Here is a 21,475-nt window from a genome sequence, read left to right as displayed (position 1 = left end):
TAAAGAGTCATTATTACAAAACTAGTATTAAAGTTGGCAAGTGGTTACATTTTTAACTGCCGTTACATACATTTTTTACTTGCCAAATACACTTGCCCGAAATAGCGCTCATCGGCCTGATTTCTGTCTTTCTGTTGTCTGTGATTTTTTAGACGATCGTCATGTTCTGTATGCTTGATATCCAGGCTAGGCGCTCGTCGCCTGTTAAATAAAAAAGATCGGGAGGTTAACATGAGTAAAAACAATTCCGCTATTTCAAAAGATGTGGCTTTTGGGTTCCTGCCTGCACAGAAAAGTGACCGCGTGTTTGGTTTCTGGGATTTAGTTCTCATTCAAGTGGGAATCGGTATTTCTTGTATCTGTATCCTTGTGGGAGGGTATACGGGGATGCTGCTTAGTGCCAAGGAAGCGATCGCGTCGATTTTATTTGGAAATGCGTTGCCTTTCCTATTAATTGCGCCAATCATTCTTCTTTTTGCGAGGTACGGAGTCGATACGTTTATCGGTTTCCGCAGCGCATTAGGCTACTTAGGCTCCAATATCTTCTATTTTATCTTTATGTTCCTGACGATCGGTTACATGTCCGTTGCCTTCTTTATGGCAGGGGAGGCATTGGTGAAGATCGCCTCTGTCGCTGGCCTTCCGGAGTTTTTTACAAACGGAATCACCGGTGCCCCTTTCTTTGCGATCATCGTCTTTGCGATTGTCTTCTTCATCACGTTCCAAGGTCCGTTGGTCATGCGTAAGTTTAACTTAATCGGTGTGCCAGCTATTTTACTCGTCACGTTAGGGCTTGTCGCTCTGTTAATGGTCGGACAAGGATGGGAGAAAATCTTCTCTTTACCTGCCCCCGAATCGTATGACGATCATGCTCGTTCCATGATTACCGCTCTAGAAATCAACATCGGACTTGGCTTTTCCTGGCTTCCGTATCTAGGCCAGTACAGCAGACTGGCGAAAAGTGAAAAGTCTGCTTTTAAAGCCGGCTTCTTCAGCTACGGCATTATTGTCAACGTCGCTGTTATTCTTGGAGCTCTTGCTGCATTGGTGGTTGCCTCACTAGACCCAACGGATTGGATGTTCGCGATTGGCGGCACATGGGTAGGCGTCATCGGTTTGTTATTGCTGACTCTTGGAAATATCACAGCAGGCACGTTCCTCATGTATTCACAAGCGATTAGCTTTAAAACGGTGTTTCCAAAGAAATCCTGGACGCTAGCCATGGGAACCGCTATACCAACCGTTCTGTTATTGTTAAGTGCTTCCTTCTACGATGCTTTCGGATCTTTCATTACGGTGATCTCCTATATTATGGCGATCTTTGGAGGAATTGTGATTTCTGATTTCTTCTTTGTGAAGAAGCAGAAGGTGTCGATTCGGGACCTGTATGACACGAACGGAAGCTACTACTACTGGAAAGGCATCAATCCATCGGCCATTGTCAGCTTTATCGTCGGAACGATTGTGTACTGGAGCTTGTACAATCCGGTATTAGATACTTCGAGCAGCTTGTTCTATTACATGTCCGCAGGGATCCCGGCCTACTTTGCCGCAGGGATATGCTACTATGTATCAGCTAAATACCTTTTCTCTTATGAGGCAGATAGAGGTGTTCGGACAGAATCTTTCCCGTCCAAAAGCAATGACGCCGTTTAAACCTAGAATTTTACTTTTGAAATAAAATTTAAGAAATGAAATTAAACAGGCGAAGAAAAAACTTCAAAAGTCTGATTTATCGCAATTTTATTAAAAATCAGTAGTTGGCACGGATATTGCAATTACTAGAGCAAGAAAGCTGAGTAGACGATTTGGCTGCTCATTCATCTAAGTATAGGAAAGTGATGGAAAGGAGGGATACATTGACTGTCTTAGTCATCGGATTCAATCACGAGAGTGCCCCAGTAGCCGTAAGGGAGCAGGCACACTTCGATGAATTCGAGAAAAGAGAGATAGAGCTTAAACTCATCTCTTACCCTATCATTCAAGAATGCGTCGTTCTCAGTACATGTAACCGAACGGAAATTTATGCCGTTGCCGATAATGTGTACCTGGCAGAAAGAATCATAAAAGAGAAATTGTTGAAAAAAGTAACGAAATACCATTATAAAGCAGAAAATGCTGTTTACGTGAAAGTCAATGATGAAGCGATTGTTCATTTATTTACGGTCGCTTGCGGCTTGGATTCCTTAGTGATAGGAGAAACTCAGATCCTTGGCCAGGTGAAACAAGCGTTTTTCGATAGCCGAGACTCCGGGAGTACAGGCAAGTGGTTCAATCACCTTTTCCAGCAGGCGATCACGCTAGGGAAAAGAGCCCATACCGAAACGGCAATAGGAAAACAAGCAGTCTCTATCAGTTACGCGGCCGTTCAAATGCTGAAAGAGAAAATCCCTCAATTGAAACATAAAAAAGCTCTGCTCATTGGTGCGGGAACCATGAGCAAGCTGGCTGCCCAGCATTTGAAGGAAGCGGGATGCAACCAACTGTTTTTCACAAACCGTACCTTCCATAAAGCTAAGGAATTAGCCGCCAGCTGCAATGGAAACGCTTACCCCTTTGGTGAGTATGTACAGCTGTTAGAGCAAGTCGATGTAGTGATTTGCTCGATCGACAAACATGGTTATTTGCTCGATGTAACAGATGTGAGGCCTGTGATAGAAAGCAGAAAAGAACGTCCTCTTACTTTCGTCGATCTTGGCGTCCCTAGAAACATCGATCCCAACATTGGCGAATGGGAGCATGTCGATGTGTATGACGTGGATCACTTGCACAGCGTTATCGACGCCAATCAGCAGGAACGATTGAAAGAGGCCAATAAGATCAAACATATGATTAACAAGGAATTAGCCGCCTTTCATGATTGGAAAAAAACATTGGCTGTGACGCCTCTTATCGAGGAGTTACAGGAAAAGTCTTCTGATCTCCAGTTTGAAGCGATGAAGCATATTCAAAATAAACTGCCGAATCTATCGGAAAAAGAAAAGCAGGTGATTTTGAAATACACACAGATGATTTCCAGTCAGCTCATTCGCCAGCCGATTCTTATGATGAAAGAAATCGCTTCTCAGGAAGAGAATGCTGAAAAAAGGATGGAATACTTAGAATTAATATCCAGAATATTCGAACTTGAAACCAAAGTAAGAGATGACTTAGATACAGATCCTATACTTCTGCACCAGCTATTAACAGGGACAGGAAGTTAATCATAAGAAGCTTTTAATCAAAAGGAGGAGAATTAGATGTTTAAATCAACGAATCTAGATATGTTTACCTTCCCATTTACGAATTTCAAGAATAAAACCTATCGTTATTCCAATGACTTAGTGGAGTTAAGCGGGGATAAAGTGAATTTCATGAAAATCACTCCCGAATACAAAGCACAAATCAAACGGAAGCGGGAAATGCTGGAGAAGCAGCCGGAGGTTCGCTATCAATCCTTCCCCCATACGATGGAAATGCAATGGGAGTTTGTGGAGCTATTGATCGATTTATCGACGGCGAAATACCCTGAACACTTCAGTGTTGAAAAGGATGGAGACCAATGGACATTCACGAATCATATCCTTGAAGAAACGGAAGTTTTCACTTTTGGGGACGAGTCAAGTATTGATCTAGAGCCGTATGATATGATCGGCCGCCATTTTCACCATGACTATATGTTAATGGTCAATCGAGACGATAACTTCTACCTGGAAGTGGCTCAAGAATCCTTTGCCGCCTTATTCTCTCCACACTGGAACCTTGGCATGTCATTTGATGAAATACATGGACCGGTACCTTTCGTCAGCCGTGATGGGATCGATCTTGTTGATAGAATCAGAAAGTTCTTGTTAACGATTGAACCGGGAGTGCCAAGAACGAGAGTCAACTGGAACCTGATGGCCGATCGCTGGGATGTCAACTATGAAACGATGGATGTTTGGGGACCGCAAAGAGAGAAGGTCACACCAGAGAATGCCGGAGAGCTTGTTCATCTTCGAGTAGAAGAGCAATGGTTCATCCGCATGCCGCGAAGCAATGCCATTTTATTCGTCCTTGATACGCAGTTCCTTCCGATGGAGGATTTAATCAAACGACCAGAATGGCTGGAGATTACTTATTTCAACCTTGCCGATATTCCAGATTACATGGCCGAGTATAAAGGCATGGCACCGTTCCTGCCTCAGACGGTGGAGTATCTCAAAAACTTGATTGATAGCATGAAGGAGAAAGACAAACAAGAGAAGGGAGAGGAGCATTTTGTACAGTAGTCCAGTATTATACGATCAATCAGAGACTATTAAAGAAAAGCTAGCCTTCAATAATAAAAGAAAGAAGCACCTGATTATTTATGATCAGCAGGCTCTAAGCGATGTTAAGCAGGCCTTGGCTGCAGAGTCACAAAACGACGTGGACTATGAGCAGTTTGAAATCGATTCTAGGAATCTTCATGATCTTCGAGCCCTGCTTTACAGCCAGAAGATGGGGACGCACCTGTATATCGCTTCGGATTGGGATCACGCTGTCACTGTTTTCACAGAGGCGGTAGAAGCAGGCTTCACAGAAGATGAAATTCAAACGATTATCTATGGACCGAAAAGACGGTATATCTATTGCATGAAATGCTATCAAAAGAGTGAGATCAATCCGGAGGCTGAGACCGTTCAGTGCGTACACTGCGATGCTCACATGGAGGTTGGCCCGTTTTTCTCGAAGGTTCGCAAAGGTTATATCGGCTATCCGTTTATCCCTAATTGAGGAAAGGACTGAGGTGAAGATTATGAGACTCATAGGAAATGTAGAAGTGTACGTAGGAAAGATCGAGCAAATAACGGAGAGCGTGAAGCGCTTTGATCTTTATCCTGCTGATAAGAAACTATTGCCGGCCTTCACTGGCGGTGCCCATATCACAACATATGTGAACCAAGGAGACAAGGTTCTTGAAAGAGACTATTCTCTTGTCAGTCATCCGACTGAGCGCACGCACTACTCGATCTCCATTAACCGCGACCCGAATTCACGAGGGGGATCTGTCTACTGGCATGATCACGTGAAGGTCGGTGACACCGTTGAAATCAGTTTGCCGAAGAACCACTTTGCCCTAGGATTTCATGCGAAGCACCATGTATTTTATGCCGCTGGAATCGGGATTACCCCGTTCCTTACGATGATGGCTGACCTGGAGGCGCAAGGGAAAACATTTGAACTTCATTACGCGGCACGGACAAAAGAGCAATGTGCTTACTATGATTACTTGAATGAAAAGTATCCGGGTAAGTGTACGTTCTACTTCTCAAGAAGTGAGAATCCGGTGCGCATGACACCTGAAACGATGAAGAATCATCGAATTGGCAGCCATGTGTACTTCTGTGGTCCGGTTTCAATGGTAACGGAATATAAAGAGGCTGCTCTGTCCTATGGGTATCCAGAGAAATCGATCCACTTCGAATTGTTTGCGGCGGCAACAGGAGAGCAAAATCCATTCGTCGTAGAAGTGGTGAACCGTAATGCGGTCATCGAAGTAAAGCCGGAACAAACACTCTTAGAAGCACTGCTGGATGCTGGCATTGAAGCGCCGTATTCCTGCAAAGCAGGAGGGTGCGGACAATGTGAAGTGGATGTCGTTGCAGGAGAAGTGGATCACCGGGATATTTTCTTCAGCGATGAAGAGAGAAAGCAAAGAAATATGATATTGACATGCTGCTCAAGAGCCAAGGAAGAAAAACTAGTAGTAAAAATATAATGGACGAGGTGGATAACAAATGACTGTACAAACTCAAGCAATCGAATTAAAACTATATATTAACGGTGAGTGGAAAGACTCTACAAATTCTGATGTAAACACAGTAATCAATCCTGCCAACCAAGAAGTGATCGCTATAGCCCCAAGAGCAACAAAAGAAGAAACAGAAGAAGCCATTGCTGTGGCAAAAGCTGCGTTTGAAAGCGGTGTGTGGTCGGAACTAACGACACATGAGCGGGCAAAATACTTAAATAAAATTGCAGACAAGATTGAAGAGAACTTTGATGAATTAGTGAAGCTAGAAGTGATGGACAACGGTAAATTGAAAGCAGAAGCTGAATTCGATATCAGTGATGCGGCGACATGCTTCCGTTATTACGCTGGATTGATTCTAGCGCCTGAGGGCGAGACATACCAAGTACCTGAGGATGTACAAGCGATGGTTGTGAAAGAGCCAGTTGGCGTGACAGGACTCATTGTTCCTTGGAACTTCCCATTATTAATGAGTGTGTGGAAAATCGCTCCAGCACTAGCTGCAGGAAATACGATTGTGTACAAGCCGGCAGAATCTACGCCAATCACAGCTATGAAACTAGTAGAAATCATTGAAGAAGTCGGTGTGCCAAAAGGTGTCGTTAACCTGGTAATGGGTAAAGGTTCCGTCGTTGGCCAGACGATCGCAGAAAGCCATGATGTGGATCTTGTCTCCTTCACAGGAAGCACAGAGGTTGGACGCGAAATTATGAAAGCTGCTGCAGGAAACTTAAAGAAAGTGTCTCTAGAGCTAGGCGGAAAATCTCCTAATATCATTTTCGCAGATGCCGACTTTGAAACAGCTGTCGATTATGCGTTATTCGGAATTTTCTTCGGCGCTGGTCAAGTATGCTCATCCGGAAGCCGTATTTTAGTAGAAGAAAGCATTTACGATAAATTCGTAGAACGCTACGTGGAACGTGCGAAACAAATTAAAGTTGGACCTGGCCTGGATGAGAATTCCCAAGTAGGTGCGATTAACAGTGAAAATCAAATGAATACGATCTTAAATTACATCGAAATCGGCAAGAAAGAAGGAGCGACACTGGCGTGCGGCGGCCGTCGCTTAACAGAAAACGGCTTGGATCAAGGGTTCTTCATCGAGCCAACAGTTTTCACAGATGTGACATCTGATATGCGCATCGTGCAGGAAGAGATCTTTGGACCAGTTGTAACGATCCAAAAGTTTAAAGATGAAGCAGAAGCGATTAAGTTAGCGAATGACACAGTGTATGGCTTAGCTGGCGGCGTATTCTCAGGTGACGGAGCGAAAGCGATGCGCGTGATTAAAAAGGTTCGCGCTGGAATCACTTGGGTGAACTCTTACCACCCTACGTATGTAGAAGCTCCATGGGGCGGCTACAAGCAAAGCGGAATCGGCCGCAGCCTTGGAACATATGGTTTAGAGGACTTCCAGGAAGTCAAGCAGATCAACGTGAACCTTGCTGTAGAGCCTGTAGGCTGGTTTCCAAACAAATAAGTCTTAAATATCCCATTTTTCTTCGCCTGCAGACAAGCTCGATAAACATCGGCTTGCCTGCAGGCTTTTTCTATGTTCGAAGCTAGAAAAGCTGAAATTTTTAGCTTGTCCTTTTTTGCCCATACATGTCTATCCCCCTCATGCCCGTCATACATATATACTGTAAGTCATTTATCTTAATAGGAGGGATATAGATGAGCAGCTTGACGAGTTTCGACCGGATGATCACTCCTGCTATTATCAAAATCATTTTCTGGATCGGGGTTGTCGCCTCTATTATTTGGGGGATCGTTCTCCTTGCTTCAGGCGGCGGTGCTGGAGCCGTGATCACCGGATTATTAACGATTATCCTTGGTCCGATTGCCGTTCGTGTGTACTGTGAGTTATTGATTATCTCGTTCAAAATATACGATTCCTTGCGTCACATTGAAAGAAAGGTGTCCCATCGCAAGGGCGCCGACTCGTAAGAAGAAAGCCGGTATCCATGAGGGTGCCGGCTTTTTTAGTGTGGAGGTAAATCGGTCTTTTTTCCTTGTCCCTTTTCCTCTAGTCCATAGTATAATCAAGTCGGGAGGGATGAGGATTGAGACTAATAAAAGTGCTTCTTGGAATCGTAGGGTTTGTCGTGCTGCTTGGGATTGCGGGGCTTTACTTTGGCACACAGTTTGTTTCCGACAAAGTAATGGAGGAAGTGTCCGCACAGCTTGAGAACAGCGGGGAATTGGACAAGCTGAAGGAACAGGTGAAGAATGACCCGCAGCTGCAGGAGTTTATCGCAGAAGGGACCAATGTCAATAGTGAGTCGCTGCCTTTCCAGACGAAGGAAGAGGCCGTTCGTGAGCTTGCCACAAAGTTTAATGTCAGTGAATTGAAAGAGATCCAGTCTGACCTGCAAAGCGGGAATAAGCAAGAGATCTTGAATAAGCTGGAAGGAAAGCTTACAGAGGAAGAAGTGCTAGCCCTAAAGATGCTGGCCTATAAAGAGCTTAATCAGTGATAGATAGAGCATAAAAGTCAGCTGCATAAAGGAAGCTGGCTTTTTTCGCGTTCGGTGGTAAATTGTTGTCTTTTTGAATACGCTCAAATAGGCACCTTTTTAAGGGGTGGTGGCTGTGTTCAGAAAGCGGCAAAGAGCTGGAAGTGTGACCCGTGTCTTGTTGCTTGCAGTGATCGGGGCAGCGGTCGGCTGGCTTGGCTGGAAGGTGATTGTGCCATCGCCGGGAGAAGAAGCGTGGGCGGCGGTGAATGAATTTTATCAATATGAGCAGGAAGGGAATTTTTCGGAGTCGTGGGAGCTGTTTCATCCATTTATGAAGGAGAAATTTGATAAAGGACATTACCTGCAGGACCGGGCGCATGTGTTTATGAATCACTTCGGAGTGGAAACATTTGAGTATTCTCTAGATGATCCGGTAGAGTTAGAGGTATGGAAACCGGCGGAGGATGGGCCGGAGTTTAAAATTGTGTACCGGGTCACCGTCGTGCAACAATATAAAGGGAAGTATGGCAACTTCTCCATTGAACAGGATGTGTTTGCCGTCGAGGAGAAGGATGAATGGCTGTTGATGTGGAATTACAATGAGCAATGAAATTTTCTAGAGAAGCTGCTACGTACGAGGTGTATATATGAAAGGAATCTTCAAGGTGATGCTGCTCTTAGCGATAGCAGGCGTCATTTATTTATTTTCATCACAAACCTATGAACAGCAGTCGATTGTGCCGTTGCTGCAGAAGGTACTGGCAAATGAACCGTTGGCTGGCCCGCTTTCGCAGATTGAGTTAACGTACTGGGGCCGCGAGATTTCCGTAGAGTCGAGAGGCTACCACTATTTCGTAGAATTTATGATTCGGAAGTTTGCGCATATGCTGTTGTTTGGACTTTTAGCGATCGGGCTGTTTCGTGTCTACGTTTGGATACGGCCGAAGCAGATTAACACAGGCGTGATTCTCGCGTTAATCATTACCGGTATGTACGCGGCGTTTGATGAGTGGCATCAGCTGCAGACAGGCGGACGCACACCAATGATCCAGGATGTGGTGCTGGACTTGATTGGCGGGATGATTGCGCTTGTGCTGTATGTGCCGGTGTATGCGCTAAGGCATGGGAGGAAGAAGAAATGAGGTGATCCCCTGAGTGATTAACACCAGGGGATATTATATGTGATCATCTCTGTTCTTTGGTTTATCAGTCGATAGAGATAGTTTGCTTTTCCTCTATCTCATCAGTTTGTAACACTGGCTCGTATTTGATCACTTTCTCCGGCTGATGTGGCTGATTCAAGGCTGACTTCTTTGTTGTGTCAAGAATCAATTGAGTGACGTCAGGGCGAGCATAATGGCCAGTGCAGTCGATCATATGTTTTGCATCTAGGATTTTATCTAAATCAATCTCTCCATAAGCGATTCCTTCTTCGTTGACAACTGGTTCAGAGACGAATTCACCAAATGGAGAAATAATTCCTGAAATCCCACCTCCAACATCAAAGTTGCCTTCAATAGATGGATCAATTGCTCTATAAAAGTCTACTTCTTCCTGCCCCACGCAAGAGGAGGAGGCGATGACAAACATTTGTCCCTCGAAGGCAACAAACTTAGACACTGTTTCAATTGTTTTTGTCCGGTCTCTCGGTTGGCTTTGATAATTGGAGCCGGGCCAGTTAGCGATATGCAACTGTTCTTCCATAGAGTAGAGAGCATAACGGGAAAGAGTCATCGAGTTCTCATAGCAAATTAGGCCTCCCATCTTTCCGATAGAGGTATCTAGGACAAACAAGTCGCTGCCGTCTCCGCGTCCCCAAATAGTCCTTTCCTCGCTCGTTGGGACGAGTTTCCGGCGCTTACCGATAATATCCCCTTGATCATTGATGAAGACTTGAGTATTGTATAAAGTCGTTCGCTCTCTTTCATTTATGCCTATAACGACAAACACTTCCTTTTCCCGGGCTTTTCTGCAAATCTTCTGAAATGGCTCTTGTGCGATATCGACAGACTCATAATATAGCTTCTTGAATAGCTCTAGGCGCTTTGTGTTGTCGACTGACATCCAAATCCACCAAGGGTACATCGGCAGGAAAGTTTCTGGGAATACAATAAGTCTTGCATCTTTACTAGCTGCCTCCTCTATAATCGATAGACACTTCTCCACTGTTTTCTCCAAGTTAAATAGGTAAGGTGAAGCGTTGACTGCTGCTGCTTTGAATGTTTCGTTTTTCATGGTTTCCTCTCTCCTTATTAATTCGTTTTTGTCTTGACTGTTTGCCAATCATGCCCATTCTTCGTTGCTTGATATTCTCCATCAATGCTCTTTCTGAGAACTTCATGATAATGCTTTGTTCGATCTTTCAAATGGTTTTTCTCAAATTGAGCAATTCCAAAGAACAGAAGTACCTGGATGAACAGCGCGTACCCTCCGCCATATACACCTCCAGGGTCCTGAACGATATATGTTGTAAATAACAATGTTAAGAAGCCAGCGATTAAGCTGATATTCGCTGCGTATTTGCCCGCTTTTGGATAGAAGAGAACACCAAACAGCGGCATAAACAGAAGTGAGCCACACGTAAAGGCAATCATTGAGAGAGCAACGATTGATCCTTGGGCAAGGAACGTCCAAGCGACAGAGATAGTCATTAAAATAAGCATAGCTATACGTCCTACCCAAACTAGTGTCCGTTCACTGTTATCTTTTTTGATGAATACTTGCCAAATGTCTTTCGTAAAAATGGTTCCCATCGCCATGAGCTGTGAATCAACCGTGGACATTGCTGCTGCAAAGGCCGCCGTGATTAGCACTACAGCCATCACGGGAGAATATTCGAGGACAATAGCAGGGAACACTTGGTCTACGATAGCAATATCAGGAATAAATAGTTTGCCGAGTATACCGACAACAAGGATCGGCACAAAACCCCAGCTGGCGAACAGAATATGACCGATCGGCACTACTTTAAAGGCGCTCATCGATTTCGCCATATAGTAGCGAGTCCATAAATGAGGGAGTCCAATGCCAGCTGTGACATAAATAGCAATGTAAGCAAACCAGTTAAGCGGAGTGAAGTAGCCAGAAGATCCGGGATACTTCAAGAAATCAGGATAGCGGCCATCAACCATGGAGAATAAGTTACCCAGTGTGCCGATACCAGATACACCTTTACTAAGCATCCAGAACGCCAGCCCCCAGGTAAGAAGCATATAAAATATTCCTTGAACGGCGTCTGTCCAGGCAACAGCCTTCATTCCACCGATCATGCTATAAATGGTGACTAGCACAAGCATGCTCCCAACACCGAGCCAGAATGGGCTTCCTATTAATTCAAAGGCTACCCCTGCTCCAAGCAACTGTATGCCGATATATGGGAAGAGCAAGTATATGCCGACAATGCTGGAAATGAGGCGTAGAAATCGGCTATCGTAATAATGCTCCAGCATGTCGCTCGGGGTAACGTAGTTGTAAATCTTTCCGAGAGCCCACATTCTTCTTCCGAATACGTACATGAATACGCCTAGTACAATGTTGAGAATAAAGAAAGAATTAAAACCTACACCATGAACGAAGAATGAACCGGGGGCTCCGAGCAAGAACCACATGCTGAACCAGGAAGCACCTATTGTTAAGAAGAGAACAACAGGTCCTAAGTCCCTTCCTCCTAAATAAAAGTCATCCATGGAAGATTGGTTAGTAGCCCGGTATCCTAAGTAACATATAAATAGATACACAAGGATTGAAATACCAAGAAACAAAAAAACCATCGTTGGTAAACTCATCATTCTTTCACCTCCAACCCACGAGAGAATGCATCTTCTCGTGCTTCTTCTACATCAAAATCATATGTTTTCCACTTACGAAACGCACAATAAATTAGATAAATGGAAATAGCTAAATTCCATCCCCAAATCCACCACAGATTAAATGGGATCCCCAAGATAGCGGGTTCTATTCTGTCCAAAGCAGGAAGAAATTGGGGAGCATTGACGATGATAAACCAGACAGTCATGATCACAGTAAACGAATGTTTCATTCCTTCACCCCCTAGTTGTTTTGTTTATCTTAATTGCAACATTCGTGCCAAAGTAGAGACCTTGTTTGGTGGGCTTTTTCTTTGAAACTGGTTTATATGTTCATGCACATTTGCATTAAATTTAAGGCAGCATAAAGACAAAACCTTGGAGTTAATAAAAAAAGAGCCTTCAATGCCATATTGCATGGAAGGCGTTTTTGCATTAACTTTGCATAGATAATTGGTATTTTTTCATTTTTCTTACGACTGTTGATTGATTTATACCGAGTAGTTCGGCTGCTTCATAAGTTGTGTCAGATTTGTTTATCACAGATTGGATTAATTCTTTTTCAAAACGAGCGACTTCTTCCTTTAAGGTACCTGCTTGAAAGTTATACTTTGCTGTTTCTTTCATCCTTAGAAAGGAAGGGAGTTCATTACTAGTAATGATTTCGTTAGGAGAGGTGACAAATGCTCTTTCTATAATATTTTTTAGTTCTCTCACATTACCAGGCCAAGGGTAGTCGAGTAAATCTTTTATAGCGCTATGAGAGAGACGTTTCTTCATTTGATAATGTTCGTTGAATTGAGCAGTGAAATGCTCAACAAGTAAGGGAATGTCCTCTTTTCTTTGATTTAGCGGGGGAAGGGTGAGCGGCACGACATTTAACCGATAGAATAAATCCGGCCGGAATTCACCAGCAGCCACCATTTCTGCTAAACTTCGATTGGTTGCCGTGATGAGCCTTACATTAACCTTAATTGGTTTAGTACCTTCTAGGCGCATGACCTCTCTCTCTTGAATAACACGCAAGAATTTTGCTTGAGTGGTTAACGGCAATTCACCAATCTCATCCAGAAATAATGTTCCGTTATTCGCCAGCTCGAACATACCCGGCTTACCTTGTTTTCTGGCACCAGTGAACGCACCCTCTTCATAGCCAAATAGCTCTGATTCAAGCAGAGCCTCAGGTATGGCACTGCAGTTTACACGAATGAACGCGCCTGATTCTTTTCTTGGACTAGTGTTATGAATTAGTTGAGCCATTACTTCTTTTCCGGTACCTGATTCCCCTTGAAGCAGGATGGTTGTGTCGTATTGAGCTACATGCATAGCACTATCGACTAACTCATTCATACTTTTGGATTTTAAGACGATGCCGTTTACCTTTTCCACATGAAGACGTAGACTGCTTAACTCAGACTGATAACGATTACGCTCTGCTTCTAGTTTCTGCATTTTTTCCTTTAATGTAATAAGTTCAGTAATATCTCTTACATTTGAAATGATGCGCCTTAACTCGCCGCTGTTATTAAATATAGGTGTACCCGTCACAATGGTAGTAATGCCTGTACTAACTTTTTGCATAATAGTAACTGTCTGTTTCTTTTTTATGACCTCTATAGTTGCACTTTTATCGAATATTCCTTTTTTCACAAGGTCGCTCATATTTCTTCCAATCACTGTTTCCTTTCTTAATCCAGTAATTCTTTCAATTGCTGGGTTTATAAATAATGTTTTGCCCTCCGCGTCGCAGATCCATATTCCATCATATGAAGAATCTATTGCTTTTTTTAATTCTTCATTTTCGGCGATCAGTTGAGCCTCCTGACTTTTTGTGTATGTCATATTTCATCATTCAACTCCCTCTAAGGTTTTGAATGTTCTGACTATTATAACATGAGATATATATAGTGATCAGTTAAAGGAGAGGAGCAGATAGAGTAAATCTCAGTTTGATATTATAGACTGCCCACGTTTTTTATTTCACTTTGGAAAACAAGAGCGGCTCCTGTATGAGTGTAAATCAAACAACCCCCTGATCTGAGTTTGATCAGAGGGGGTGTTTATATTTAGGAAGCCACTTTTCTTCTCTCCTGATACGTCTTCTTGCGAAAGACGCCGAGAAAGGCTTTTTTCGTAAAGTCGAAGTTTACGAGGATGGCATAATGAACCATGAGTGGAATCAAGACGCCGACAAGTGTGTAGACGAGGAGGTTGTAGTCTCCTAAGACGTCCTGCAAATACTTGTTGAGCGGGATATGCAGATACATGATCGTTAAGGAAGCTGTGCCTAAATACTCCCAGAACTTCTTCTCCAGTAACGAGAACTGATAGCTGACCGTAAAGACCAATAGGCTGAAAATCAATGGGATCAGCACATTCAAGCCCATGGATGAATATTTGTTTAGTTTCATGTCGAGCTCAAAGTGAATGACGTGATTCCATTGGAGCGCAATCGCTGCTGTTGCTAGTAAGACGCTGATCAAGAGCGTCTGTTTGTGTCTGACTAAGGCATTCAGGAACCTCTTGCCGTAGTAGCCGAAGGCATAGTACACAATCGCGAGCAAGGCGACATCGGCGTTCCACGGGATGTCCACATTCTCCAGCTTCGGGGAATACCCGATCACGTGCGCGGCGTAATAAAAGGCTGCCAGTATGCCGAGATGTACATAGATATTTTTAGTCACAAGCTGCATGAGCGCGAATAGAATTTGCGTCAAGTACAGGCATGTGATAAACCAGAAGACCGCAAAGAAGCTGCGCAGCACTTGACCGCCGTAAGCGAGATTCTGGATATTTTCGATAAGCTTTGTCATCGATAAGTCCGTAAAGAAAAGGAACAGTGAAATCGCGAGTCCAAAAGAGACGTATGGAACCAACAGCTGGATTGTTCTTTTTTTCGTCCATTGGATAAAGGTATCGTATGTGTCCAGGCGGCGAAAGAGATAGCCGGAAATGATGAAGAATAACGGCATGTGGAACCAGAATAAGTACTGGTGCGCCACCGGATTTCCCCCATGGCTGATGACGACCGACAGAATGCCGATACCTTTGGCGATATCGAGCCAGGTTTCTCGTTTGTTCATGTTTCACTTTCCTTTCTCATTCATAATCGTTTGTTGTGATTTCCAATGAAAGAATGATAGGGACGGTTTGTCTCATTCTAGTAAGGGAGAAACAATAATTCAAGCGAGAACGGTTGAGAGATGACAAACAGCCGCCCCACTTTCGTCTCGTTGGAGGCGGTGGGGCGGCTATTGGCTTATCTAGCTTTTGGGCCTTTCGTCTTCACCTCAAACGCCAGAAATTGCGTCACCTGGGTGGAGTTGAAGTTGTTGTCGGAGACGAGAACGAGGCTGCGGTTGCCGTTCTCGAGCGTCGGTCCCCAGGAAAGGCCTTCGACGTTATCAATCTTTGGCAAATTCAGCGTGTTCAAGTCCAGAACGAGGCGCTTTTTCACCGGCTTGAAGCGCTCGTCCTGCAGGGAGTCGATGTCTTGAATGTCGCTCGCGCCAGGAATCTTCATTTCATACAGCCGTATGTAGTTGCTGAAGCTGCCGTCTGCGGCCTGGACACCGGCTCGTTCAAGAACGAGGAACGTGTGCTTGTTGACCGCAAGAATTTCGGTGACCCCGTTATCGGCGTGTTTGCCCGGTCCTGGAGCTGCTGGGATGGCGTCCATCGGATAAGCGTATTGAGCTAGGACATTCCCTTGGCGGTCATACTGCGTGATGCGGGAGAAGCCGCCGTTCTCCACGGTTGGGGCCGCTCCGTCTTCATGTAAAGGCCCTTCCATGGCGACCCAGAGCGATTCGCCGTCTGCGGAGAAGGTGGAGCCTTCAAAGACGGCATTGTTCCGCGGGCCGCTTTCTTCGTCTGGTGACATATGGAACTCGTCAGGAAGCGGCAGCGTCGACAGGTGATCCCCTTCCCGGGTCGCCTGGCGGATGAACGGATGGAGGCCAAGTGAGCGGTCGCCTTCGCTCGTGTACCAGATCGTGTCCGTTTTCGGGTCTAAGCTGATGGATTCAAGATCCGGGACGTCACCGCCTTGTGCTTCGTATTCCGTGTGGCTTGGGTACAGGGAACCGTCCGGCTGCTTCATGTATTCCATGCCGGTCAGTTGTACGGAGCGGAAGCCGTTTAAGCCGTAATTGAGCTTGCCTGTGTAGAAGCGGGCCGGCTGCAGGCTGGAGCGGTCGTCGCTGATCATGAGCCACTCGTCATTTTTCTCGTCGTAGCGGATGCCGGAGAGGCCGCCGACCGTCGTGTCTTCAAATGTCAGATTGTAGGGAAGGCGCTGCTCACCGAGGAAGCGGAGGCTCTTCACAGATTGGATCGGTTGATGGGCGTGTTGTTTTTCCTTCACTTGCTCGTGTGCATGAATAGGGGCCGCATCTGCCTCTGCTGCAGGGACAAAGGCGAGCATGGAGGCTAAAGCCGCCGTGCTTAAGAGGTTTCGGTGGTTGAATAGGTGTCGTTTGTTCATATGGATGCTCCTTTCTATGTATCTATCATTCTCATCATAGCGGACGCTTGTAAATCTTCATTGACAGGAGTGTAAAAAGTGTGTGGAGGGGATTTGTCTTCGCTGCACATAAGGAAAGCCCCCGAATAAGCATGGCTGCTTATTCGAGGGCTTTTTTTTCATTAATTAAAATAGCTGACCAATCCGTTGTACACTCCGTCTGCGACGAGCTCCTGATACTGGCTAGTGGAGACATGGGCTCTTTCCTCTGGGTTGCTTAAGAAGCCAAGCTCTAGGAGAATCGCGGACTGGCTGTTCTCGCGGATGACGTAGTAGTCGCCTTGGCGTGTGCCGCGGTCAGCGAGTGACAGCTTCTCGTCCAGTGAACGGTGAACGTTCTGGGCGAGCGGCGATTGGTAGTCATGATAGTAGTACGTCGTAAAGCCGTTCGCGGATGAATTCGTTGCGCTGTCGTAATGCACGCTGATGAAGGCATCGGCGCCTTGGCGTTCGGCGGCCTGAACGCGTTCCGCTAAGGAGATGTACGTGTCACTGGAGCGGGTCATGATGACGTTCGCACCGGCATTGGACAGCTTCTGAGAAACGCGCTGAGCCGTTTGCAGGGCGAGTGTTTTTTCAGGTGCGCCTTCTCCGCTTGTCGCGCCTGGGTCATAGCCGCCGTGTCCCGGGTCAATGACAATCGTCTTTCCTTGAACACCCGCTGCGTTCGGTGTTTTTTTCGCTTTTACGGCTTGTGCTTCGCCGCTTGTAGACACGACCCAGCTGGCCACATAGGCGTGGCTGCCGCTTGGAAGCTGGATTTTGTACCAGTCGCCTTCCTGAGCCACGATCGGATAGCTTTCGCCCTTGGAGCCTTCAGCAAGAACAGGGGAAGAGGTGCTGGCTCCTGCGCGTAAGTTTGTTCCGTTGGTGATGATCGAAACGGACTCATTCGTGGCGGCTTTAGGCTGGCTGGCCGGCTGCTTCGCCTGGCTTTCGCCGTCTTTGGATACGACCCAGCTTGCTACATAGGCAGGGTTGCCGCTCGCGAGCTGAATCTTGTACCAGTCGCCCTCTTGTCCCACGATTGGGTAGCGCTCGCCTTTGGAGCCTTCAACAATAATAGGGGAAGACGTGCTAGCTCCTGAGCGCAGGTTCGTGCCGTCAATCGTGATCACAGCGAATGTGCCCCAAGCGGTATCCGCCTTGCTTTTCGTCTGGCGGGCTGGTGCAGCTTCCTTGCGCTGGATGTACTGTCCGCTTACCCAGGCGTTTGAGCCGTTATGGGTGATGTTCACCCAGCCGTTCTCTGTGCCGAGGATCGTAACCTGGTCACCGGTATGTAGTTTTCCGATAATGCTTGCGGACAAGGACGGAGCGGTGCGGACGCGCAACTGATCTGCTGTTACTGTGCCGGTTGCTTTAGTTGATGTATGAGTTCCGTTTGCTGTGGGGGAAGCGCCTCCGGCAGGCCGTGTAATGTAGCCGGCAATCCAACCGGTCTGTCCATTCGCAAGCTTCACTTCGTACCAGCCGTATTTTTCCTGAACGGTCTGGAGCTGTTCACTGCGGCTCGCCTGGTCAATCACAGCGGATGTCTTGCTTGGTTCACTGCGAATGTTGGCCGTGTCCACGGCTACTTTCACAGCACCGGCCGCTTCGGCGGTGAGCTCATCCGTCTGCCAGGTGAAGAACAGCAGGAACGATAGGAAGCTAATGAAGAGTATTCGGATAAGAAACACCTCCTTAATATGTATAGGCTGAACACAAAACTCATTTTAGCATTTATTTAGCAAGATGGAGTTTTATTCCTTCATATTACAAAATTTGAGAAATTGGTAGGAAAAGTTGTAAAAAAGCCTTTACATTCGACATGGACTGTCGAAAGCTGGGAAAAGTTGAGGAGATATTTAGAGAGTCAGCAGGCGAAGGGAAGAAAATGAGGGACTTTTGTTTGGGGCCACAAGTTGCGAGAAGGGAATTTTCTTTTTCCCTTGGTGTGCTATGATGAACCTACGAATCTAGCAGTAGGAGGAAATCGTGTGATTGAGTTGCGAGAAGCGAAGAAATGGTTTCGGTCAGGTGGGGAGAAGGTGCCGGTGCTGCGCGGGGTGAACCTGCGTGTGGAGCAGGGCGAGTACGTGGCCATCATGGGGAAGTCCGGCTCAGGGAAGAGCACGCTTCTGAACCTGCTTGGCACGCTGGATACATTGGATGGCGGGGAGTATGAGCTGGCGGGAAAAGCGGTACATAAGATGAGCAAGAGAAAGCGGGCGGCGCTTCGGAATAAGGAGATCGGGTTTGTGTTTCAGCACTTTCATTTGATTCCGAATTTGTCGGTGTATCACAATGTGATGCTGCCGCTCACGTACAGCAAGCGGCGGTGGAGCAAAAAGCGCGAGCGGGTGATGGATCTGTTAGAGCAGGTCGGCCTGGCGCATAAGAAGCGGCAGAAGCCGAGCCGCTTATCAGGCGGGGAGAAGCAGCGTGTAGCAATTGCACGGGCGCTCGTGAATGAGCCGGGATTGATCTTGGCGGATGAGCCGACGGGCAGCCTGGATGAGGAGACGACGGAAAGCGTGCTTCATCTGCTCGACCGGGTGCATAAGGACGGCGCGACGATTCTAGTGATTACGCATGATATGGAAGTGGCCAAGCGGGCGGAACGGATTTTATTTTTGAAAAATGGTGTGTTAGAGGAGTGGTCCGATGAAGCTGCTTACCGGGTTTAAGCTGGCGTGGTTCGGCTTGTGGTCGAACCGCTTCCGGGTGCTGTTTGCGATGATGGGTGTCGTGATCGGCATGTTCGCGGTCATTGTGCTCTCTGCGATTGCGATCGGCGTGAAGGATACGATGATGAAGCAGATGGGCGGACTCGGAGCGGAGCAGATTCTTGTCATTCCGGGCCGGGTGCTGGATACGACGAGTGGGCAGAAGGATTTGCTGAGCGGGTTGACGAGTGTGCCGAGTACGCTGACGTATGAGGATGCGAAGGCGGTGGAAGAGGTTGAGAACGTGCGCTCGGTGACGCCTCAATTAGAGACGGTGTCGTTCGTGCAGTGGGGCGAAGGAGAAGGAACCCAGCGGCTGCAGGCAGCGGTTGTGGGAAGCACGGATCAGTATGCGCGCGTGCAGCATGCGGAGCTCGCGGAAGGCCGTTTTTTCACGAAAGAGGAGCAGGAGAAGAAGGCGAAGGTGATCGTGCTCGGCAGCAACATTCATGATGGGCTGCTTGGAAAGGAACAGGTGCCGGAGGAAAGCCGTGATGGCGGAACTCCGGAAGCGGAGCCGAAGCCGTGGTGGCAGCGGCTGCTGGGGACGGTGACCGGGCAGGCATCCGCCGAGGAGAAGGCTGAGTCGCTTGTCGGGAAGGACGTAATGATTGGGGAGACGTCGTACCGGGTGATCGGGGTGCTGGCGCCGAATGCGACGCTCGGTTCGAGTACGGATAATAATGTCGTGATGCCGATTGAGACGGCGCTTGTGCAGACGGATATGAAGAATTTGACGAAGATGGTCGTGGAAGCGGAGAGCACGGCGGTGATTGATCAAGTGGACGTGGATGTGTTCTCGGCGATTAAGGAGAATCACCAGGAGATTGATTTCAGCGTCGTGAAGCAGGATCAAATGCTCGAGGCGCTCGACCGGGTGACGAGCATTCTGCAGGTGATGCTGGCGGGGATTACGCTGACGGCGCTCGTGATCAGCGGAACGGGTATTATGAATGTGATGGTCATGTCGGTGCGGGAGCGCACGCGTGAGATCGGGATTCGAAAGGCGCTTGGTGCGACGACGTTTGAAGTGATGGTGCAGTTCTTCTTCGAAACGGTGCTGCTTTGCCTGCTCGGCGGGGTGATCGGGTTAGGCCTTGGTTATGCATTTGTAGAGGTGTGGAATGCGAATGTGTCCATCTTCTCGCTCGTGCTGCCAATGTGGGCCGTGAAGCTTGCGTTGTATTCTTCGGTCGTTGTCGGCACGCTGTTCGGCATTTACCCTGCGTTGAAAGCGGCCAGGATGAACCCAAGTAAGGCGTTGAGGTTTGAATAACGATGCTTTCGTGCTTTAAAGGGGTGGGGGTCTGTCCCCCGGCCCTTTAAAGTGGTAAAGTGCTTCAACACAAAGAAACCGCCCTTGCTATTCTAGCAAAAGGGCGGCTCTCTACAACGCAGCAAATTTTTGACCGCTGTCATATTGGCAGGGTCAATTTTTATTATACTACAAATATTTTGAAAATGGTAAGTAAAATGGTAAGAATTGAATATTAAGTAGAATCGCAGTATGGGAAGTCGCTGGCTCAGGGGCAGTGGGCGAAACACCCTTTATTGCTGATTATTTCCTTTGAAGCGGAAGATATATATGTGCTAGTTTTAAACCTGTGTGTATTCAGGGAATAGACTATAGGAAACCCAGCATAAGAAAGCTGGCAAGGAGGTGCGAAGAGTGCTGCAAGAATTTAAGAAGTTTGCGATGCGCGGCAACGTGATTGAATTAGCGGTCGGGGTGATCCTCGGTACGGCATTTGGAAAGATCGTGTCTTCTTTAGTAGAAGACGTGGTGATGCCGCTCATCGGTTTGCTGATTGGCGGAATTGATTTCAGCGGCTTGTCCTTCCGTGTGGGAGAAGCGGTTATAAAATACGGGGTATTTATTCAAACCATTGTGGACTTTTTAATTATTTCATTCTCTATCTTCCTATTTATCCGCCTCGTTAATAGGGTGTATCACCGGGAGAAGCAGGAAGAGGAAGCCGAACCCGTGTTAAGCAAGGAAGAAGAGCTTCTGACGGAGATTCGCGATTTGTTGAAGGAATCCCGTCGTGAGGTGGAGTAGGGCTTTATTGCTTTAAAGGAGCGGGGGACAGTCCCCCAGCGCGTTAACGCGCTGAAGGGACTGTCTTTTTTTCGTGCTTAATTATGTAGGAAAGTGTCTAGCGAAAGACATTTACTCGATTAAATTTTTAGATTATTCTAATAATTACATAGATAGAAAG

20 protein-coding genes are annotated in these 21,475 nt (G+C 46.7%); 13 read left to right on the top strand and 7 right to left on the bottom strand.

The window, feature by feature from the left end; translation table 11 throughout:
- The first annotated feature begins 231 nt into the window (after positions 1-231).
- The 10 genes from QY97_RS10035 (at position 232) to QY97_RS09990 (ending at position 9,356) form a co-directional block, all read left to right on the top strand.
- Complete coding sequence (locus QY97_RS10035) at positions 232-1,656, top strand: purine-cytosine permease family protein (protein ID WP_039232319.1); 1,425 nt, start codon at positions 232-234, stop codon at positions 1,654-1,656.
- A 203-nt stretch (positions 1,657-1,859) separates the two neighbouring features.
- Positions 1,860-3,203: a glutamyl-tRNA reductase gene (gene hemA, locus QY97_RS10030; RefSeq protein WP_052728955.1), complete on the top strand. Its 1,344-nt coding sequence runs from the start codon at positions 1,860-1,862 to the stop codon at positions 3,201-3,203.
- 36 nt (positions 3,204-3,239) lie between these two features.
- Positions 3,240-4,250 (top strand): heme-dependent oxidative N-demethylase family protein, encoded by a 1,011-nt coding sequence (locus tag QY97_RS10025; protein WP_046128715.1) that lies wholly within the window; start codon positions 3,240-3,242, stop codon positions 4,248-4,250.
- Complete coding sequence (locus QY97_RS10020) at positions 4,240-4,737, top strand: hypothetical protein (RefSeq protein WP_039232315.1); 498 nt, start codon at positions 4,240-4,242, stop codon at positions 4,735-4,737. The genes QY97_RS10025 and QY97_RS10020 overlap by 11 nt, the downstream gene beginning before the upstream one ends.
- Positions 4,738-4,759: 22 nt before the next feature.
- Positions 4,760-5,722: a PDR/VanB family oxidoreductase gene (locus QY97_RS10015; protein WP_039232338.1), complete on the top strand. Its 963-nt coding sequence runs from the start codon at positions 4,760-4,762 to the stop codon at positions 5,720-5,722.
- Between the two features lie 19 nt (positions 5,723-5,741).
- Complete coding sequence (locus tag QY97_RS10010; protein ID WP_039232313.1) at positions 5,742-7,235, top strand: aldehyde dehydrogenase family protein; 1,494 nt, start codon at positions 5,742-5,744, stop codon at positions 7,233-7,235.
- Between the two features lie 194 nt (positions 7,236-7,429).
- Complete coding sequence (locus tag QY97_RS10005; RefSeq protein ID WP_039232311.1) at positions 7,430-7,702, top strand: DUF4282 domain-containing protein; 273 nt, start codon at positions 7,430-7,432, stop codon at positions 7,700-7,702.
- A gap of 116 nt (positions 7,703-7,818) precedes the next feature.
- Positions 7,819-8,232 (top strand): hypothetical protein, encoded by a 414-nt coding sequence (locus tag QY97_RS10000; RefSeq protein WP_039232310.1) that lies wholly within the window; start codon positions 7,819-7,821, stop codon positions 8,230-8,232.
- A gap of 115 nt (positions 8,233-8,347) precedes the next feature.
- Entirely contained in the window at positions 8,348-8,824 is a 477-nt protein-coding gene (locus QY97_RS09995) for a hypothetical protein (protein WP_039232307.1), read from the top strand.
- Positions 8,825-8,861: 37 nt separating this feature from the next.
- Positions 8,862-9,356, top strand: a complete 495-nt coding sequence (locus QY97_RS09990) for a VanZ family protein (protein ID WP_039232304.1) — start codon at positions 8,862-8,864, stop codon at positions 9,354-9,356.
- Between the two features lie 64 nt (positions 9,357-9,420).
- Here the strand turns inward: QY97_RS09990 and QY97_RS09985 are convergent, their stop codons facing one another.
- The 7 genes from QY97_RS09985 to QY97_RS09955 form a co-directional block, all read right to left on the bottom strand.
- The gene (locus QY97_RS09985) at positions 9,421-10,449 is read right to left on the bottom strand and encodes a carbon-nitrogen hydrolase family protein (protein ID WP_039232302.1); all 1,029 of its coding nucleotides are present in this window, start codon (positions 10,447-10,449) and stop codon (positions 9,421-9,423) included.
- A gap of 17 nt (positions 10,450-10,466) precedes the next feature.
- Positions 10,467-12,002, bottom strand: a complete 1,536-nt coding sequence (locus tag QY97_RS09980) for a sodium:solute symporter family protein (protein WP_039232299.1) — start codon at positions 12,000-12,002, stop codon at positions 10,467-10,469.
- Positions 11,999-12,253, bottom strand: a complete 255-nt coding sequence (locus tag QY97_RS09975; RefSeq protein ID WP_039232296.1) for a hypothetical protein — start codon at positions 12,251-12,253, stop codon at positions 11,999-12,001. The genes QY97_RS09980 and QY97_RS09975 overlap by 4 nt, the downstream gene beginning before the upstream one ends.
- A 202-nt stretch (positions 12,254-12,455) precedes the next feature.
- Entirely contained in the window at positions 12,456-13,862 is a 1,407-nt protein-coding gene (locus QY97_RS09970; protein ID WP_052728954.1) for a sigma-54 interaction domain-containing protein, read from the bottom strand.
- A 224-nt stretch (positions 13,863-14,086) separates the two neighbouring features.
- The gene (locus QY97_RS09965) at positions 14,087-15,103 is read right to left on the bottom strand and encodes an acyltransferase family protein (RefSeq protein ID WP_039232291.1); all 1,017 of its coding nucleotides are present in this window, start codon (positions 15,101-15,103) and stop codon (positions 14,087-14,089) included.
- A 176-nt stretch (positions 15,104-15,279) separates the two neighbouring features.
- Entirely contained in the window at positions 15,280-16,506 is a 1,227-nt protein-coding gene (locus QY97_RS09960; RefSeq protein ID WP_052728953.1) for an esterase-like activity of phytase family protein, read from the bottom strand.
- A gap of 161 nt (positions 16,507-16,667) precedes the next feature.
- Entirely contained in the window at positions 16,668-18,131 is a 1,464-nt protein-coding gene (locus QY97_RS09955; RefSeq protein ID WP_052728952.1) for an N-acetylmuramoyl-L-alanine amidase, read from the bottom strand.
- 396 nt (positions 18,132-18,527) lie between these two features.
- Here QY97_RS09955 and QY97_RS09950 point away from each other — a divergent pair, with 396 nt between their 5' ends.
- The 3 genes from QY97_RS09950 to mscL all read left to right on the top strand — a co-directional run bounded on the left by QY97_RS09950 (position 18,528) and on the right by mscL (position 21,315).
- On the top strand, positions 18,528-19,217 hold the full coding sequence (locus tag QY97_RS09950) for an ABC transporter ATP-binding protein (protein ID WP_039232288.1): 690 nt from the start codon (positions 18,528-18,530) through the stop codon (positions 19,215-19,217).
- A complete protein-coding gene (locus tag QY97_RS09945) occupies positions 19,195-20,532 on the top strand; it encodes an ABC transporter permease (RefSeq protein WP_039232285.1) in 1,338 nt (445 codons plus the stop codon). Before QY97_RS09950 ends, QY97_RS09945 begins: the two co-directional genes overlap by 23 nt.
- A gap of 393 nt (positions 20,533-20,925) precedes the next feature.
- Positions 20,926-21,315, top strand: a complete 390-nt coding sequence (gene mscL / locus QY97_RS09940; RefSeq protein WP_082090100.1) for a large conductance mechanosensitive channel protein MscL — start codon at positions 20,926-20,928, stop codon at positions 21,313-21,315.
- Positions 21,316-21,475: the final 160 nt, after the last annotated feature.

It is taken from the genome of Bacillus thermotolerans (assembly GCF_000812025.2).
GTDB lineage: Bacteria > Bacillota > Bacilli > Bacillales > Domibacillaceae > Quasibacillus > Quasibacillus thermotolerans.
This window is presented reverse-complemented; position numbering and strand designations above follow the sequence as displayed.